Raw genomic sequence first — 3,276 nt, 5'->3', positions numbered from 1 at the left:
GGACTGAGGGCTGGCGGGGCTGAGGGCTGGGACGGCGGTGGAACGGGACGAGCGCGGGCCCGGCCGTCGGGCGGCCGGCGCGTCAGTCGAAACTCAGCTTCTCGACCAGCTTGCCATCCCGGAAGCAGAACCTTGCCAGGCTGCCGCTCCCGTCCTTGTTCAGCGGGGACTCGGCGAACATCACCAGGCACGTGGAGCCCCGGGGCCGTTCCTTCTGCTCGGCGTCGAGCACGTCCCCGATCCCGGTACCCTCCGGCAGCCGCTCGCGCACCTCGTCCTCGGGTTGACCCACCCGGACGGAGTGGTACTGCTCCCGCGTCACCAGCCCCTTGTTGATCTCGGTGAACAGCCAGAGCAGCCCGGCTATGAGGAGCGACACCGTCAGCAGCCCGGCGACCAGGACCACCGGCAGGCAGCCGCGCCAACGACCGTTGACCGCCCGGTGCAGATCGTCGGCCGCCGCCAGCCTGGGGTCGGGCGCCGGTTCGCCCTCGTAGGGCAGCACTCCGGTCAGCCGGAAGCCGCCGTCGGCGCCGTACGGGCCGTGGTGCAGCATGCCGCCGGCCGAGCGGGCGCGTTCGGCGAGCCCGGTCAGCCCCCGCCCGCCGCTGACCGACAGCGGACCGGCGGCCGAACCGCCGGGTGCCGGAGGCCCGTTGACGACCTCGACCAGGACCACGTCCGGCTCGTACCGCAGCACCACTTCGACCGCTGCACCCGGCGCGTGCTTGTGCGCGTTGGTCAGCCCCTCCTGGACAATGCGGTACGCGGCCTGCTCGGCGGCCGGGGCGAGCGGGCGCGGCGAGCCGATCCGGCTCAGCGCGGCCCGGGCGCCGGCCTGGTTGGACGCCGAGACCAAGCCGTCGAGCTGGTCGAGGCCGTGCGCCGAACCCGCTTCCCGCTCCTCCCCCACGTCGTCCTTGAGCAGGCCGACGACCTCGCGCAGCTCGCGCATCGCGGCGACGGAGGCGTCGCGCAGCACGCCGACCGCCTCCCGCTGCGGGCCGGAGAGCGCCGGGTCCACCTGGAGGGCGCCGGTGTGCACGGCGATCAGCGTCAGCTGGTGGCCGAGCGAGTCGTGCATGTCCTGGGCGATGCGCTGGCGCTCCCGCAGCCTGGTCTCCCGGGCGATGATCGCGTTCTCCCGCAGCAACTGGCGGTGTTGCGCCTGGAGGGAGGCGAGCAGCCGCTGGCGCTGGCCGAGGTACCGCGCGGTCAACCCGGGAATGACCACCACCACGAGGAACCAGATCAGCGACAGCGCGACCCCGCTCCAGGAACGTATGCCGTCGCCGCTGACAAACGTCCGGTACACGCCGCTGACCAGCTCGATGGCCAGAGCGGCGGACAGCACGGCGAGCGCGCGACCGGGCCGCTCCAGGCGCTTGCCCGCCGACCAGCTGGCGAGCGGCAGCAGCAGCGACGCCCCGGGCATCACCACCCCGGCGGCGGTCGTGCCGATCAGCGTCACACCGGGGAGCGGCCGGCGCAGCAGCGCCACCGCCAAGCCGACGCACGCGAACAGCAGCACACTCGGCCCCATGCCATGCGACCCGAACTGTATGCCGAGCCCGAGCGGCAGCAGCACGAGCAGCGCCAGCACCTCGCCGAGGATCCGCGACACAGTCCACGGCCCGGGGCCGAAGAACCAGCGCCAGGGACGCACTCGACCACGGGAGTCTCGGAGCGGGGAGGTGTCGGGGAGCTTGAGCACACACCGAACGTTACGGACCGCCCGAGGCCCCGCGCACCCGCCGTTTGTCGCGTTGCGACTCAACCTTTGGTAGGTGCGGGGGTAGTCCGAATTGGCGATGGCGTGGACAGAAGTCGTCGCCTACGGTCGATTGTGCTCCCGCGCGCCGGGAATGCGCCGTTGTGTGGCCTGCCGAACGGCCTTGCAATGGACTCGGTGACCGCTGTGCGCGTGTCACCCAGTCCCGAACACCCATCCCACCCAGGAGGGTTGCCATGGCCGACGCGCCACGCACACCTACTCCCGTCCCCCCGCCGCTGCCGGCCTCGTGCAGCTGCGGACCCGGCTGCAGCTGCGGCTGCCAGTCGGGCGGCGCCTGCCAGTGCGGCGGCGGCTGCGGCTGACGCCGGCGCCGACCCCGAACAGGACGGGCCAGGACCGGAGATGACCGGCCCGAAGCGTCTGTGACGGTCGCGGTGCCCACCTCGCGTGCCGACGGTGGGCACCGCTCGCCGCGACCGGCCGGGCCCGGCACCGAGCCGCACCGGGCAAGCACCGCACCGGACCGGACCGCGCCGGCCCGGACCACGCCGCGCCGGGCAAGCACCGGACCGGACCGCACCGGGCCGCGCCGCACCGGACCTCCGCAGCGACGCTCAGCTGCCCACCGGGCGGCGTTCCTGGTTGCCCTCGATCGCCCCGCGTTCCATCCGGTCCAGCCAACCGTCGCCCTCCGGCTGCTGCTCGGCGGCGATCGCCCGCCCGTAGCGCAGCCGGACGAACGTCTCCGGCAGCCTGGCCGCCAGGCGCCGATGCGCCACCCGCCCCAGCAGCCAGGCCGCGAGCACCCCGTTCACCACACCGACGGGCACCGCCAGCCACGCCACCGCGCCGAGCGTGCCCGCGTACCGGCCCGGTACCAGCGCCGCCGCGAGCAGCACGGCCGGCAGCGCCGCCAGCAGCGTGCCGTAGATCGAGATCCACAGCTGGTACGAGACGTCGCCCGCGTCGTTCGGCCCGACGCGGTACTTCGGGTCGACTCCCGGCGTCCCGGCCACCACCGACAGCAGCACCGCCATCCCGATGCCGGCCCCCAGCAGCGCGGGCAGCAGCGTCGCCACCACCGGCCACGTCCAGTGCTCACCGGAGACCACCGTCATCACGACGGTCAGCGCCACAGCGGCCGGTGCGAACATCAGCAGCAGCGCGATCTGCCGACCCCGCACGTCGTCCCGCACGGTCCCCGGCCCTGCGCCGACGACGGTCAGCCACAGCGCCGTGCCGTCCTGTCCCAGCAGGTTGCAGGCCACCAGCCCGGTGAACAGGCCGAGCACCGCCCCGGCGAACGGCAGCAGCACCGGAAGACCGCTGACCACGCCGATCAGCCCGATGAACACCACCGTCCACACCGCGCACTGGAGTTCCAGCGAACGCCACGGGTCCCGCCACCACTGCCGCAACTCCCGGCCCACCACCGCGCCCATCGGCGTCGCCGGCAGCAGCCGTCGGGCGCTGCGGCCACCGGCGGCGGGGCGGTGACCGGCGGCGGGGCGGCGCGGCGCGGACGTCGGCCGCGCCAGCCG

Annotated in this window: 1 protein-coding gene and 1 pseudogene; both read right to left on the bottom strand. The window is 74.2% G+C overall.

Annotated elements, in window-relative coordinates; translation table 11 throughout:
• Nucleotides 1-82: 82 nt before the first annotated feature.
• Entirely contained in the window at nucleotides 83-1,714 is a 1,632-nt protein-coding gene (locus FNX44_RS25275; protein WP_143651310.1) for a sensor histidine kinase, read from the bottom strand.
• Between the two features lie 635 nt (nucleotides 1,715-2,349).
• Nucleotides 2,350-3,276, bottom strand: a pseudogene (locus tag FNX44_RS28315) (hypothetical protein); the annotation flags it as partial.

This window comes from Streptomyces alkaliterrae (assembly GCF_007097205.2).
GTDB lineage: Bacteria > Actinomycetota > Actinomycetes > Streptomycetales > Streptomycetaceae > Streptomyces > Streptomyces alkaliterrae.
The sequence above is the reverse complement of the archived record's forward strand: the minus strand, read 5'-3'. Positions and strand labels throughout refer to the sequence as shown.